This is a genomic window from Streptomyces sp. NPDC057424, from assembly GCF_042803315.1.
Lineage (GTDB): Bacteria > Actinomycetota > Actinomycetes > Streptomycetales > Streptomycetaceae > Streptomyces.
This window is the reverse complement of record NZ_JBHVCP010000024.1, coordinates 24,214-37,285: the sequence shown is the minus strand read 5'-3', so window position 1 is coordinate 37,285 and position 13,072 is coordinate 24,214. Positions and strand designations below refer to the sequence as shown.

Annotated in this window: 14 protein-coding genes; 7 read left to right on the top strand and 7 right to left on the bottom strand. The window is 72.5% G+C overall.

All coding sequences use genetic code 11. From position 1 onward, the window contains the following. Positions 1 to 48 precede the first annotated feature (48 nt). On the top strand, positions 49 to 1,143 hold the full coding sequence (locus ACFU3E_RS20315; protein ID WP_384159786.1) for a DUF5925 domain-containing protein: 1,095 nt from the start codon (positions 49 to 51) through the stop codon (positions 1,141 to 1,143). 33 nt (positions 1,144 to 1,176) lie between these two features. Further along, positions 1,177 to 1,953 (top strand): DUF72 domain-containing protein, encoded by a 777-nt coding sequence (locus ACFU3E_RS20310; RefSeq protein ID WP_384159782.1) that lies wholly within the window; start codon positions 1,177 to 1,179, stop codon positions 1,951 to 1,953. 6 nt (positions 1,954 to 1,959) lie between these two features. On the opposite strand, the gene ACFU3E_RS20305 is transcribed toward ACFU3E_RS20310, so the two are convergent. Then, a complete protein-coding gene (locus ACFU3E_RS20305; protein WP_384159779.1) occupies positions 1,960 to 2,328 on the bottom strand; it encodes a GntR family transcriptional regulator in 369 nt (122 codons plus the stop codon). A gap of 71 nt (positions 2,329 to 2,399) precedes the next feature. Here ACFU3E_RS20305 and ACFU3E_RS20300 point away from each other — a divergent pair, with 71 nt between their 5' ends. Further along, positions 2,400 to 3,329 carry a GNAT family N-acetyltransferase gene (locus tag ACFU3E_RS20300; protein WP_384159776.1) on the top strand — a complete coding sequence of 310 codons (930 nt, stop codon included), beginning with the start codon at positions 2,400 to 2,402 and terminating at the stop codon, positions 3,327 to 3,329. Then, the gene (locus ACFU3E_RS20295; RefSeq protein WP_384159773.1) at positions 3,310 to 3,810 is read left to right on the top strand and encodes a DUF402 domain-containing protein; all 501 of its coding nucleotides are present in this window, start codon (positions 3,310 to 3,312) and stop codon (positions 3,808 to 3,810) included. Before ACFU3E_RS20300 ends, ACFU3E_RS20295 begins: the two co-directional genes overlap by 20 nt. On the opposite strand, the gene ACFU3E_RS20290 is transcribed toward ACFU3E_RS20295, so the two are convergent. After that, the gene (locus ACFU3E_RS20290; protein ID WP_384159770.1) at positions 3,769 to 4,401 is read right to left on the bottom strand and encodes a class I SAM-dependent methyltransferase; all 633 of its coding nucleotides are present in this window, start codon (positions 4,399 to 4,401) and stop codon (positions 3,769 to 3,771) included. The two genes, ACFU3E_RS20295 and ACFU3E_RS20290, sit on opposite strands and share 42 nt — an antisense overlap. Positions 4,402 to 4,540: 139 nt before the next feature. On the opposite strand from ACFU3E_RS20290, the gene ACFU3E_RS20285 reads away from it, so the two are divergent. Then, positions 4,541 to 4,675: a hypothetical protein gene (locus tag ACFU3E_RS20285; protein WP_384159767.1), complete on the top strand. Its 135-nt coding sequence runs from the start codon at positions 4,541 to 4,543 to the stop codon at positions 4,673 to 4,675. Positions 4,676 to 4,722: 47 nt separating this feature from the next. Here the strand turns inward: ACFU3E_RS20285 and ACFU3E_RS20280 are convergent, their stop codons facing one another. Then, entirely contained in the window at positions 4,723 to 5,172 is a 450-nt protein-coding gene (locus ACFU3E_RS20280; protein WP_384159764.1) for a GNAT family N-acetyltransferase, read from the bottom strand. A gap of 181 nt (positions 5,173 to 5,353) precedes the next feature. Between ACFU3E_RS20280 and ACFU3E_RS20275 the strand changes: the two genes are divergently transcribed. After that, entirely contained in the window at positions 5,354 to 6,355 is a 1,002-nt protein-coding gene (locus ACFU3E_RS20275; RefSeq protein ID WP_384159761.1) for a lytic polysaccharide monooxygenase, read from the top strand. Between the two features lie 94 nt (positions 6,356 to 6,449). Here ACFU3E_RS20275 and ACFU3E_RS20270 read toward each other — a convergent pair whose 3' ends face one another. Together ACFU3E_RS20270 and ACFU3E_RS20265 are read right to left on the bottom strand one after the other, a co-directional pair. Continuing rightward, complete coding sequence (locus ACFU3E_RS20270; protein ID WP_384159758.1) at positions 6,450 to 7,310, bottom strand: esterase/lipase family protein; 861 nt, start codon at positions 7,308 to 7,310, stop codon at positions 6,450 to 6,452. A gap of 172 nt (positions 7,311 to 7,482) precedes the next feature. Next, positions 7,483 to 7,929, bottom strand: a complete 447-nt coding sequence (locus tag ACFU3E_RS20265; RefSeq protein WP_384159755.1) for a MarR family winged helix-turn-helix transcriptional regulator — start codon at positions 7,927 to 7,929, stop codon at positions 7,483 to 7,485. A 79-nt stretch (positions 7,930 to 8,008) separates the two neighbouring features. Between ACFU3E_RS20265 and ACFU3E_RS20260 the strand changes: the two genes are divergently transcribed. Next, positions 8,009 to 8,383, top strand: coding sequence for a cupin domain-containing protein (locus ACFU3E_RS20260; RefSeq protein WP_384159752.1), 375 nt, complete (start codon positions 8,009 to 8,011; stop codon positions 8,381 to 8,383). Positions 8,384 to 8,399: 16 nt separating this feature from the next. On the opposite strand, the gene ACFU3E_RS20255 is transcribed toward ACFU3E_RS20260, so the two are convergent. Then, entirely contained in the window at positions 8,400 to 9,383 is a 984-nt protein-coding gene (locus ACFU3E_RS20255) for a hypothetical protein (RefSeq protein ID WP_384159749.1), read from the bottom strand. Next, a complete protein-coding gene (locus ACFU3E_RS20250; RefSeq protein WP_384159746.1) occupies positions 9,380 to 12,937 on the bottom strand; it encodes a DNA polymerase III subunit alpha in 3,558 nt (1,185 codons plus the stop codon). Before ACFU3E_RS20250 ends, ACFU3E_RS20255 begins: the two co-directional genes overlap by 4 nt. Between the last annotated feature and the right edge of the window lie 135 nt (positions 12,938 to 13,072).

Genomic DNA, 13,072 nt, shown 5'->3' with positions numbered 1-13,072 from the left:
ACCGGGAAACCGGGTGCACGCGGCCTCCCCGTGCCGGATCATGGCGGCATGTCTGGAAACCCGCACGAGGCACTGCCGATCCGGCTCAACGTCGACGACTCCGACTCCCCGTCCGACGTCGTCGACGCGCTGTTCCTCGGCCGCTTCGCGACGGGCGAGCAGCCGTACTCCCACGCGGTGAACATCGACCGCGTGCGGTCCGGGGCGACGCTGATGCCGGCCGGCGCCCGGGTGCTGCGCGTCGCCAGGGACGACGACCGCAGCGCGACCCTCGCCGAGGGCGACGGCTGGACGCTGCTGGTCTCCCGCTGGAACCGGGGCGCCGACGTCACGGTGACGGCCACCAGCGAGGAACTCGCGAAGAAGGTCCTCGACCAGGCCACGGACGGCGCGGCGGACGAGCCCGAACCGCAGCCGGAGAACGTCACGATGGGCTTCTGGTACGTCTCCCCGCGCCGCGGCCCGCACCGCACCACCCGCCAGATCGCGGCGGGCACCTGGGACGAGGTCCGGCCCAACTACACCGCGCCGGTGGCGGACGCCATGGACCGCCTGATGAAGACGACCCCCGAGGACATCGCGGGCCGCCTGCTGCTGCTGCACGGCCCGCCGGGCACCGGCAAGACGTCGGCGCTGCGGACGCTGGCCCGTTCCTGGCGCGACTGGTGCCAGGTGGACTGCGTCCTGGACCCCGAGCGGCTCTTCTCCGACGTCGGGTATCTCATGGACATCGCCATCGGCGAGGAGGACGCGACGGGCAAGGGCCGCTGGCGGCTGCTGCTCCTGGAGGACTGCGACGAGCTGATCCGCGGTGAGGCCAAGCACACGGCGGGCCAGGCGCTGTCGAGGCTGCTGAACCTGACGGACGGACTGCTCGGCCAGGGCCGCAACGTCCTGGTCGGCGTCACGACCAACGAGGACCTGGAGCGCCTGCACCCCGCCGTGGTCCGGCCCGGCCGCTGCCTCGCCCGGATCGAGGTCGGTCCGCTGACCCGTTCCGAGGCGGTGAACTGGCTGGGCCACGAGGACGGCGTGGGCCGCGAGGGCGCGACGCTGGCGGAGCTCTACGCGCTGCGCCGGGGCACGTCCCCCACGGCCCTGCCGGAGCCGCGCGGGGGCGTCGACGCGGGGCTGTATCTGTAGGAGCTCCACGCTCGCCGGTGTTCTGATGGGTGTATGACCCTGTTCGTCGGCACGTCCGGGTGGCAGTACAAGGACTGGCGGGACGTCCTGTACCCGTCCGGGCTGCCGATGCGGCTCTGGCTGGAGGAGTACGCGCGGCACTTCGCCACCGTCGAGATCAACAACGCGTTCTACCGGCTGCCGGCCCGGGAGACCTTCGAGGGCTGGCGGGGGCGGGTGCCCGGGGACTTCGTCGTCGCGGTCAAGGCGAGCCGCTATCTGACCCACATCAAGCGGCTCAAGGACCCCGAGGAGCCGGTGCACCGCCTGATGAGCCACGCGGCGGGCCTCGGCGACCGGCTCGGCCCGGTCCTGCTCCAGCTCCCGCCCACCCTGCGCGCCGACCCGGGCCTGCTGGACGCCTGCCTCGTCTGCTTCCCGGCCTCGACCCGGGTCGCGGTCGAGCCGCGCCACGACTCCTGGTGGAGCCCGGAGGTCCGCCGCGTCCTGGAGTCCCGGCGCGCCGCCCTGTGCTGGGCCGACGTCCTGGCCCGCCCGGCGACGCCCCTGTGGCGCACCGCCGACTGGGGCTACGTCCGCTTCCACCAGGGCCGCGCCCGGCCCTGGCCCCGCTACGGCCGCCGCTCCCTCGCCACCTGGCTCGACCGCATCGCCACGACCTGGCCCGGCGGCGAGGACGTCTACGCGTACTTCAACAACGACCCGGGCGGCGCGGCGGTGGAGGACGCGAGGGCGTTCGCACGGGCGGGGAGGTCGGCGGGACTGGACATCACACGGACGCCCGAGCGGCTGGCGCAGCAGTCCGGTTAGGACGCCCTACTCTCCGTAGACCGCCCTCAGGGCGTCCCGGACCGCGGAGAGCGCGGCGTCCTCGCCCAGCCCGAGTCTCCTGGCCCGCTCCGCGTAGGCCTGTGCGGCCGAGGCCAGCTCGCGGTCCGCCGCCGAGCCTGCGGCGGCGACGAACGTGCCGTTGCGGCCCCGCGTCTCGATCACCCCGTCCGCCTCCAGCGCCCGGTACGCCTTGGCGACGGTGTTCGCGGCGAGTCCCAGCGACTCGGCCAGCCCCCGCACGGTCGGCAGCCGGTAGCCCACCGGCAGCGCACCCGACCGCGCCTGCTCGGAGATCCGGGCCCGCACCTGCTCGTAGGGCGGAGCGCTCTCGTCAATGTCGATCTTCAAGGTCACAGTCCGATTGTCGCGCACCCGGCGGAAAATGAGAGGCACTCGGGACGGGGCCACGCGTAGCGTGCGCCTCCATGACCGTGATCGTGCGCGACCTGCGCCCCGACATCCGAGCCGACGCCGAGGGCTTCTCCACCACCCGCCGCCTCGCCCTTCCGTACATGCTCTCCACGCCCGAGTCGGTGGTGCACACCCTGACGCACGCCCACCCGGACGCCCGCTTCGGGCAGCTCGTCGCCGAGGAGGACGGCGAGATCATCGGCACGGCCCAGGTCAGCGTGGCCCACGACAGCCCGGAGCCCGGCCAGGGGTCCGCCAACATCTACGTACGGCCCGGCCACAGGGGCCGCGGTGCCGGTTCGCTCCTGCTGCGCACCGCCGAGGAGCGCCTGGGACGCCTGGGTGTCACAAAGCTGTTCACCTGGGTTCTGGACGAGCCGGACAACCACGCCTTCGCCGAGCGGCGCGGCTTCCGGGCCAGCCGTTCCGCCTGGTTCCTTCGCCTGGACCTGGCGGCCGGCACCCTGCCGTCCCGTCAGGACCTCCCGGCGGGCGTCGAGCTGCGCACGGCCTCCGACTTCGCGGACGACCCCCGCCCCCTGTTCGAACTGGACGCGGAGACCACGTCGGACGAACCGAGCGACGTCGACGTGGAGTTCACGGACTACGACGCGTGGATCGACGAGACCTGGAGGCACCCACTCCTAGACCGCGACCTGACCACGATCGCGGTCGTCGAGGGCCGCCCCGCCGCCTTCAGCGTGGCGTACACCGACGGCGACTCCCGCTACGGCACCGCCATGACCGGCACCGCCCGCGCGTTCCGCGGCCGGGGCCTGGCGAAGCTCGCCAAGAACGACTCCCTGCATCGCGCCCGCGCCGCGGGATACACGGAGGCGTTCACCGGCAACGACACCGGCAACGAGCCGATGATCGCCATCAACAAGTGGTTCGGCTACGAGATCTGCGCGAAGGAAGTGCGTTATGTCCGCGAACTCGGCTGACCTGCCCCCGCAGCTGGAGGTCGTGCTCGTCAAGGCGGGCCGTACGAAGATCCGTTACACCGGAGAGCTGCTGACGGACGACGGCACGCGCGTCGCGGTCCGCGCCCCGTGGGCGGACTCCGGCGCCCGCGACTTCGGCTTCGTCCGCTTCGAGCCCGGGGACGTCTTCACCGAGTACTACTGGCGCGACCGCTGGTACGCGGTGAAGGAGGTCCGCTCCGCCACGGGCGCGCTGAAGGGCTGGTACTGCGACGTCACCCGGCCCGCGCGGCGCTCCGGTCCGGAGCTGGTCGTGGAGGATCTCGACCTGGACCTGTGGCGCTCCGCGGACGGCACGGACGTACGGCGCCTGGACGAGGACGAGTTCGCCGAGAGCGGCCTCGGCGAGTCGGACCCGCAGGCGGCGTCCGCCGCGCTGGCCGCGCTCGACGAGCTGGAGTCACTGGCCCGCGGCGACGGCTTCACCGCGCTCCTGGCCTGACACCCCGGGCTGCGCGACCACCGCGTACCGCTCGTCCGTCACCGCCCTGCCCCACAGCAGCGGGTCGCCCGAGAGCCGCTCCACGCGCACCCGCCCGGCGATCGGGGCGAGCAGGCCGGTGAGCCGCCCGGCGGATATGCCGGCCGGCTCGACGCTCCCCCACACGCCCTCGACGAGCACGAGCCGCCCACCCGGCCGCAGCAGCCCGCACCAGTGCCTCAGGGCGCGGCCGGGGTCGGGCAGGGCCCACAGGAGATGCCGGACGAGCACGGCGTCGAAGCGCTGCTCCCCGACCGGCGGTGCCGCGGCGTCACCGACGAGGAACACCGCGTCACGCCCGGCCAGTTTCTCCCTGGCGAGCGTCACCATCGCCGGGGAGAGGTCCACGCCCGTCACGCGGTGCCCCTGTTCGGAGGCGAGGAGTGACAGGCTGCCGGTGCCGCAGCCGAGATCGAGGACGTCTCCCGCACGTCCGGGCACCCAGCCGCGCAGCCGCCCGGCCCAGGCGCGGCGCACCTCGGGGTCGTGCAGGCCGTGGTCAGGCTCCTCGTCGAAGGAGGCGGCCTCTGCGTCCCAGTCCACGTTCGTCATGGGCCCAAGAGTGACACCCGCCACTGACACTCGAATCGTGACTGCCGCCACTGACAGACCAGGAGCGATGAGTAACTCTCCCCCGAAAGGTCTACCTCCGTGAGAACGCGGAACCCGGTAGCCCCTCAAGGAGGCAGCCATGCGCCGTGTGACCGTGCAGAAGCCCCTGAAGAAGACGGATGTCCGCCGGGTCCGCGAAGAGGCCGAGGAGTGCCCCGCGGGGCGCCCCGAGGTGCGCAAGGACATCGCACGCACCTGGTGGCCGGAGGCCTGAACGGCCGGTGCCGTCATGAGACGCGCCGGAGCGGCCGCCCGCGGGTGTCAGAGCAGCCGCTTGCGGTAGTGCACGCGGTCGTAGGGCCCCTCCACACGGCGTTCCACCGGTTCGTAGCCGTATCCCGGATAGATCTGCTGGTTCTCCCACATCAGCGCGTTCGTGCAGAGCCTGACCTCGGGCAGGCCGAGCGCACGCGCGTGTGCGTCCACGAACCGGAGCAGCCGCCGCCCCACTCCCCCGCCGTGCGCGGTGGGGTGGACGGCGATGATGTCGAGGAAGAGATGGTCCTCGAACGCCTCGACCACGACGAGCCCGGTCACGGGCTCTCCCGTCACGAACACCTTGCCCGCGGCCACGTTCGCCGCGTGGTCCTCCTCCATGGGCTGCGGCACCCGCCCGATGCGCTCGACGTAGGGGCGGAAGGCCGCGTCGATCACGTCCTTGACGACCGGTACGTCGGCGGCACCGGCCGGCCGGATCTCCTCGTCTGCCATGCCGCGACGGTACCTACCTGATGCCAGTCCGAACACTCCCTTAAGCGGGCCATAAGGATCTCCTCCACCCGCCCTCAGCAGGCGATTTCACGGTTCTCAGGGGCTAGCTTCGGACCACCCCACGGGATCCGGCCCACCCGGGCCCGGACCTGTCCCATGAACCGTTTCGAGGAGTTCCCCCATGCCCGCACGCCGCAAGGCAGTCACCGTCGCCGCCCTCGGCAGCCTCCCGCTCGCCCTGACCGCGCTGACCGCCGCACCGGCCGCCGCGCACGGTTCGATGGGCGACCCGGTCAGCCGGGTCTCGCAGTGCTACGCCGAGGGCCCCGAGAGCCCGAAGTCGGCCGCGTGCAAGGCGGCGGTCGCGGCGGGCGGCACCCAGGCCCTCTACGACTGGAACGGCATCCGCATCGGCGACGCGGGCGGTCGGCACCAGCAGCTCATCCCGGACGGCAAGCTGTGCAGCGCGAACAGCGAGGAGTTCAAGGGCCTCGACCTGGCCCGTGCCGACTGGCCGGCGACCGGCGTGAGCAGCGGCTCGCACACCTTCAAGTACCGCGTGACGGCCCCGCACAAGGGCACCTTCAAGGTGTACATCACCAAGCCCGGCTACGACCCGGCCAAGCCGCTCGCCTGGAAGGACCTGGATCTCGCGAACCCGGTCGCGACGTCCACCGACCCGGCCGCCACCGGCGGTTTCTACACCTTCTCCGGCAAGCTGCCCCAGCGCTCCGGCAAGCACCTGCTGTACGCGGTCTGGCAGCGGTCGGACAGCCCCGAGGCGTTCTACTCCTGCTCGGACGTCAGCTTCGGCGGCGGTGGCAGCCCGGCGGGCGGCGCCGCCCCGGCCCCGTCCGCCTCCGCTCCCAGCGAGAAGCAGATCGAGGACGGCAACGACAAGTCGACGGTCGAGCACCACGGGCACGGCGACAACGACCCCAGCACCTCGGCGGAGCCGGCCGCGGCCCCGCGGGAGAGCACGCCGGACCGGCCGAAGGCCGCCTCGCCCGCGCCCAACGAGCCCGAGGCGGCCGGTGCCACCGGGAACCTCGCCGAGACCGGTGGCGACAGCAGCACCACGTACCTCGCGATCGGCGGCGCGGCCACGCTGGCGCTCGGCTCGTCGGCCCTGTTCCTGTCAGCCCGGCGCCGGACGGTGAGCGGCAGCCGACACGGCCGCTGACCCTCCACCGCCCCACGACCCGGGGCCTGTCCGGCGGCTCAGGCCGGGCAGGCCCCGAAACGCTTCCCTGACACGTGTCAACGAATGACACGTGTCATTCGAAGACCGACGCGCAGGTGGTGGGCCTGGCACGCCCCGGATCAAGGGCGTTGGCCACCTCGTGGAAGACGACCCGGTCCAGCAGTCCGACGGCCACGTGCTCGGACAGGTCGAGGGGGCAGAGGTCCTGGAGCAGGACGTTGCGCACGTTCGGCCCGGTCAGGTACTGGCTGCGCCATGGGGTGACCACCTCGTCGTACCGGGTGGCGATGACGGTGTAGCGCACTCCGGGCACGGTGTCGCCGCCGGCGTTGAGCTTGGCGAGGAAGGCGGAGCCGGTGACCTGGTCGGCGAGGGCGGGCGTGTTCTTCGACAGCAGGTCCGCCGCGCCCGGGAAGTACGGCAGCAGGCGGGTCAGGCCGTTCAGGTCGGTGCCGTGGTTGCTGGGCGCGATGCCGACCAGGGCGTTCACCCTGGCGGCTCCGCCGAGGAACTTCAGGTAGTAGCGGGGCATCATGCCGCCCTGCGAGTGTCCGACGACGTCGGTCTCGGCGGCTCCGGTGGCCGCGAGCACCTTGTCCACGAAGCCCTTCAGCTGTGCCGCGGACTTCTCGACGGGGCCGAGGCCGTGGAAGAAGGGGACGCCTTCCAACTGCCCGTAGTCGAGGGAGAAGACGCAGTAGCCGCGGACCTTCAGGTAGGGGGCGAGGCCCAGCCAGTTGTCGACGGAGTTCCCGAGGGTGCCGTGGACGAGGACGACGGGGCGGGGGTGGGCGGCGGAGGGCCTGCAGGAGTAGTTGTTCCAGCCGGAGCTCGGGGCGCCGGCGGCCTGGGCGGTGGTAGCGGGGACGGTGACGGCCGCGGCGGTCAGCAGCAGCGCGGCCAGGGGTCTGAGCACTCGTTTCCAGGGCAGCATCGGGTGATCTCCTTGCGGCTCAAGGGAGGTGCGACGGCACGAGGCCCTGTGATCCGGATCACGAGGATGCTGTTCACTCGTCAAGTTACGAGCGAGTAGTCAAACTGGGAAGTTACGCGTCAGTAAAAACTTGCAGCGATAACCGACGCAGGGGGTCCCGGCTGACGCCCCCTCACCAGGCAGGCCGAACGGGCCCGTGCGGAGCGATCCGCAGCAACCGCTCCCCCAGCGCCCGCACTTCCCGCTCCCCCAGCAGGTCCCCCCACTCCCGCACGGCTTCCGCGGCCGCTTCCTCAGCCGCCCGCGTACAGTCCCGGCCCCGCCCGGTCAGCACGACCAGCCGCGCCCGCGCGTCCCCGGGATGCGGCCGCCGCTCGGCATACCCCTTGCGCACCATCTCGTCGACGAGCTGGCTCGCGGCCTGCTTGGTCACCCCGAGATGGACGGCGAGGTCGGTGACCGTCGCGCCGTCCGGGGCGAGCCGGGCGAAGGCGAACCCGTGCGCGGGCCGCAGCCCCTCGAAGCCGCGAGCGATCACGCCCTCGTGGATGCGTTGCGTGAGCCCGCCGGCGACGGCGAGCAGGGCGGCGGACAGGGCCATGGCCTCGGAGTTCTGCACCCCTGCATTGAAACACCCTTGACGCGATGGTCAAGCTGCTTGACTATATAGTCAAGCAGCTTGACTACTTGGAGGTCTCATGCCCATCGTCCGCTCGTCCGAAGCGGTCACCCACGAGATCCACGGCGCCCGTTTCGTCTCGTACGCCACCCCTAGCAGCGGCAGCAAGGAGCTGTGCGCCTGGCGCGGCGAGATCCCGGCCGGCCTCAAGGCACCCGCGCACACGGTCAGCCGGGAGGAGATCTTCCATCTGCTCGACGGCGAGCTGCTGATCACCCTCGACGGCCGCACCGAGCGGATCACCGCGGGCGACACGGTGATCGTCAACGCCGGCGCCACCCTGACCGTCGAGAACCCGACCGACCGGACCGCGTACTCCTGGGTCACCACCTCGATCGGCCTGGAGGCACGACTGGCGGACGGCACCCGCATCGTGCCGCCGTGGGCCAACTGACGTCACACGGAAGGCTCTACGCCGCCCACCCCCCTAGCCCCCCGGGCATCACCGCCCGCGGCCCGAACTTCGCCCGCGCGCGGTCCGCGACCTCCTCGATACGGCGGACCTTCTCGTCCACCGGGTCGAAGGTCAGCTGATGGGAGGCCTGGTCTGCGGGGTCGAGCCCTTCGGCGCGCAGGGCGATCGCGCGGACCCGGGCGCGTTGCAGGCCGAGTGCCTCGTACATGCCGTACGCGGTCCTGGTCAGCGCCGGGGAGTGTGCGGTCGGCTCGGTCAGGGTGCGGCTACGGGTGGTGGCGGACCGGTCGGCGTAGCGCACGGTGAGGGTGAGCGTGCGGCAGACCTTCTCCAGGGCGCGCAGCCGGGCGCCGATGTCCTCGGCGGCCGACAGCAGCGCCCGGCGGTGCCGGTCCGGGTCCAGCTCGTCGCGCCCGAAAGGGCGTTCCGTCGCGAGGGACCGGGAGACGGTGTTCGGTACGACCCGGCCGCGGTCGACGCCGTTCGCCTTCTCGCGCAGTTCGCGGCCGGCCTTCGCGCCGATCAGCCGCTGCAGCGTGGACAGCGGCGCCGCGGCGACCCGGCCGAGGGTGTCGAGGCCGTAGTCGCCCAGCGTGCGGGCGGTCGCGCTGCCCACACCGGGCAGCGCGGCGACGGGCTTGCCCGCGAGGAACTCCGCGATGGCGCCCGGTTCGCCGGGCACCGCACACGTCACCCCGGGCACGGCGTCGCGCAGCGCCATCCGGGCCAGCATCGGCCCGGGCCCGGCCCCGATCACACAGTCGACGCCGTGGAGCGCGAGCGACCGCACCCGGATCACCGAGGCCAGTTCGACGGCGTCCCGCCGGAAGTACCGCTCGGCGCCGCGCAGATCGGCCAGCGCCCCGTCCGGTGGCAGGGCCTGGACGACGGGGGTGAACTCCTCGAGCATCCCGAGCAGCTGAGGCAGATCCGCCTCGTTCGTCGGAGGCAGCTGGAAACGTACGCAGAGGATGGTCATCCCGCACTCCCCGGACTCTGGTGCCACAACTTCCTTGTGTTCGCGGGCCCTTCGCCCGCCGGGCGCAGATCGGCCCAGGGGTGCATCTCGTACCCCGTGGGCATGCGGATCTTCCGCTGCTCCATCGGGTCCCCGGCCGCGGAACCCGTCGGCGCGGGCACGCCGTCCGACCCGGCGAGCCGCCGCCGCGCGGCCCCCTCACCGTCGCCGCCGGAACCGTCGCCGCCGGAGTCCTCGTCGCCGGAACCCTCATCGCCGGGGCCGCCGTCGCCGGAGTCGCCGGGCCCGGGGCGGGCCAGCCGGGCCGCGACCCCTTCCAGCCCCTCCTCCCGGCGCACTTCCAGCAGGTCAGCGAGATTCCAGGCGGCGGCGCCCACCACGCTGAGGCTGCGCGGGCCGCGGCGCTGCACCACCCCGCGCACCAGCAGCAGCCAGGAGTGGAAGACGGTATGGGCGCAGGCGTCGTGGGAGTCGTCGAAGAAGGCGAGGTCGACCAGGCCCGTGCCGTCGTCCAGGGTGGAGAAGATGACGCGCTTGCCGGACCGGATCGGCGGCGTCTGGGTGGCCGCCTTGGCGCCCGCGACCAGCACCGTCTCCCCGTGCCGGGCCTCGCGCAGGCGCCTCGCCGGCACCACGCCCAGTTCGTCGAGGAACTGCCGGTGATCGTCCATCAGGTTGCGTGAGGCGTCCATGGACAGGACGCCCAGCTCGGCGCTGAGCCGCTCCGAGGAGGTGAGGTCGGGCAGTCCGGCCGGTGCGGTCTTCCGCCCTCTGGCCAACGGCAACTGGCCACCGCCTCCGCCCCGGGCGCCCCGGTGCAGCTCGGTCAGATGCAGTTGCAGATCCCGGCGGTTGGCGCCGAACGCGTCCAGCGCTCCCACCTGCGCGAGCCGCTGGGCCAGCGGACGGCTGGGCCGGCCCCGCTCCCAGAAATCGACCAGCGAGGCGTACGGCTGCCCCTCGGCGATCCGCGCCGCCTCGGCCGCGCTGATGCCGTGCACATCGGAGAGGGCCAACCGCAGCCCCCACTTACCGGACACCAGTTCGATACGATGTGCGACCCCTGACACGTTCACGTCCAACGGCAGCACGGGCACCCCCCGCCGCCGCGCGTCCGCCAGCAGCAGCCGCTTCGGGTACATCCCGGGGTCGTGCGTGAGCAGCCCCGCGTAGAAGGCGGCCGGGTGATGCGTTTTCAGCCACGCCGACTGGTACGTCGGCACGGCGAAGGCGACCGCGTGTGCCTTGCAGAAGCCGTACGACCCGAAGGCCTCGACGATCTCCCAGGTCCGCTGAACCGTTTCCGCGTCATAGCCGTTCGCCGCCGCGTGCTGCGCGAACCACACCTTGATGCGCTCCTGCGACTCCGGATCCGACAGCCCGCGCCGCACCCGGTCGGCCTCGCCGCGCCCGCAGCCGGTCATGATGTCGACGATGTCGATGATCTGCTCGTGGAAGACGACGACCCCGTAGGTCTCCTTCAGCGGCTCCTCCAGATCCGGGTGCGGATACCGGATCGGCGCCCGTCCGTGCCGTGCCTCGATGAACGGCCGCACCATGTCGGCGGCGACCGGCCCGGGCCGGAACAGCGAGATGTCGACGACGAGATCGTGGAAGGTGGCCGGCTGGAGCCGCCCGACCAGGTCCCGCTGTCCGGGCGACTCGATCTGGAAGCACCCGAGGGTCTCGGTGGACTGGATCAGCCGGTACGTCTCCGGATCCCCCGGCGGCAGCCCGTCCAGATCGACCCCGCCCCCCGTCGCCCGCTCCACTTCCGCCACCGCGTGCGCCATGGCCGACTGCATCCGCACGCCCAGCACGTCCAGCTTGAGCAGCCCGAGGTCCTCGACGTCGTCCTTGTCGAACTGCGACATCGGAAAGCCCTCGCCGCTGGTCGGCATGACCGGCGTACGCGCCGGCAGGGAGGCATCGGACAGCAGCACCCCGCACGGGTGCATGGCCATCCCGCGCGGCAGGGCGTCCAGTGCCTCGACCAGCTCCCACAGCCTCCCGTACTTCTCCTTCTCCCCCGCCAGGGCCCGCAGCTCGGGCAGCTCCTCCAGCGCGGCGCGGGCGTCCCGCGCCCGAATATGGGGAAAGGACTTGGCGATGCGGTCGATCTCGGCCGGGTCCATGGACAGGGCCGCCCCCACATCCCGGATCGCATGCCGCACGCGATACGTCTCCGGCATCGCGACCGTCGCGACCCGCTCGGTGCCGAACCGGTCGATGATCGCGCGGTAGACCTCCAGCCGCCGCGCGGACTCCACGTCGATGTCGATGTCGGGCAGCACGACCCGCTCCTTCGACAGGAACCGCTCCATCAGCAGCCGGTGCTCGATCGGATCGGCGTGCGCGATACCGAGCAGGTGGTTGACGAGCGACCCGGCCCCGGACCCCCGGGCGGCGACCCGGACGCCCATCGTCCGTACGTCCTCCACCACCTGGGAGACGGTCAGGAAGTAGGAGGCGAATCCGTGGTGGGCGATGATGTCCAGCTCGTGGTGCATCCGCTCCCAGTACTCCCGCCGCCGGTCGTATCCGCGCAGCACCATCCCGGCCGCCGCCCGCGAGGCCAGCGTCCGCTGGGCGGTGCGGCGCCCGGCGCCGACCAGGTGCGGCTCGGGGAAGTGGACGGTGCCGATCCCGAGATCGTCCTCGGGGTCGACCAGGCACTCGGCGGCCGTGGCCTCCGTCTGCTCCACCAGCCGGTGAGCGGTCTCCCGCCGGAACCCCGCGGCCGCCACGACCCGCTCCGCCACACCGGCCATGTCCCCGGCCCCCTTGAGCCAGGCCGCACCGGAGTCCAGCCCTTTGGCCGGGTCGATGGGCACCAGCCGCCGGGCGGCGTCCAGAACGTCGGCGACCGGCCCAAGACCCGGGTCGGCGTACCGCACCGCGTTGGTGAGCACGGGCCGGATCCGCTGCTCGGCGGCGAACCCGACGGTACGGGCGGCCAGCCGCAGCGAGCCGGGCCCGGTGCCTTCCCGGCCGTGCCAGACGGCCTCCAGCCGCAGGTCGTCGCCGTAGACGTCGCGCCAGGGCACGAGCAGCCGCGCCGCGCGGTCGGGCCGCCCCGCGGCCAGGGCACGCCCGACGTCCGATCCGGGCCCGAGCAGCACGGTCAGCCCCTGGGCGTGATTGCGCTCCCAGGGCAGCAGGGGTGTCCCCTCCCCCTCATGGGCAGCCGAGACGAGCCGGCACAGCTCCCCCCATCCCCGGGCACCGTCCCGGGCGAGAAAGACCACACGGGGAGCCGACTCATCGACAAAGGCACCACCCCGCACCGGGGTCCGGCGCCGCCGCCCCTGCCGCTCGGTTCCGGTCCCGGGCTCCGCGCCCGTCACCGCCAGATCGACCCCGAACAGCGGACGGACCCCCGCCTTCCCGCAGGCCTTCGAGAACCGGACCGCGCCGGCGAGGGTGTCGCGGTCGGTCAGCGCCAGGGCGTCCATGCCCCGCTCGGAGGCACGCTCGGCCAGCCGCTCCGGGTGCGAGGCTCCATAGCGCAACGAGAATCCGGAGGCGGTGTGCAGATGCGTGAACCCCGGCACACGCACCTCCCGCACTCGTGAGCCACACCAGCTCTCGAACATCTGTTCCCAGCTACCCCACCCCCACCATACCTCCATCTTCGAATGTATGTGCGACATCCGTTCGGCCCCGCCCCACCTGCGGAAACACCCTCC